The 635-nt window shown below is 43.1% G+C and carries 1 protein-coding gene; it reads left to right on the forward strand.

Features of this window, described 5'->3' with window-relative positions; all coding sequences use genetic code 11:
• Window positions 1-183 precede the first annotated feature (183 nt).
• The gene (locus tag ACMV5I_RS29615) at window positions 184-387 is read left to right on the forward strand and encodes a hypothetical protein (protein ID WP_414823425.1); all 204 of its coding nucleotides are present in this window, start codon (window positions 184-186) and stop codon (window positions 385-387) included.
• Window positions 388-635: the final 248 nt, after the last annotated feature.

The raw sequence follows: 635 nt of genomic DNA on the forward strand, positions 1-635 counted from the left end.
GATTTCACGTAGCACGATCAATAAAGCAGGGGGTTTTGACCTGTTGATGAGGTAAAAAATGATCAACAGGTTGGTTTTAGGTATCTGTTTGGCCATAGTGTTAACGTGAAGATTGCGAAAATGAAATCCTGCCCGATCATCATATTGATAGTTCGGTGATGATACAAAGAACAAGGAAATTTCATGGCACGCGATCATGGACTGGAAGAAATCTTACGGGAAGATCTTGAAGCTCTATCTGGCTTGACCGAAAAGCTATGTTTGGTGGTTGGGCTAGGTTTCTTGATAGAAAGCTTATCTTTACGGCTCGTGATGATGGGATGTTGGTCAGGCTTGGAAAAGGTCGAGACAGTTGGGCATTCGAACAACCAGATATTGTTACAATGATTTCGCGAGGTCGAAAATCCAGGAATGGGTGCGAGAAGGATCGTCAACTTTTTGGGATAATTTACTAGGCCGGAAACTGGTAGACTCAGTTCTCGATTTTGTTCGATCCTTGCTGGCCAACTGCAAATGAAGAACAAGCTTTGTCGGTTGTATGATTGCCTTGGATGAGATTTGGTACTGAAAAGTCAGGTAAGAGCATGGGGTTGGCTGGCCAAGTGAATTTTTGACAATGGCCAATGAAGACCAAT

This window comes from Serratia sp. T13T92, from assembly GCF_047530105.1.
GTDB classification, from domain to species: domain Bacteria; phylum Pseudomonadota; class Gammaproteobacteria; order Enterobacterales; family Enterobacteriaceae; genus Chania; species Chania fonticola.

Coding starts and splice junctions, on each gene's coding strand:
- ACMV5I_RS29615 (WP_414823425.1), top strand. CDS start 184: ATGGCACGCGATCATGGACTGGAAGAAATCTTACGGGAAGATCTTGAA.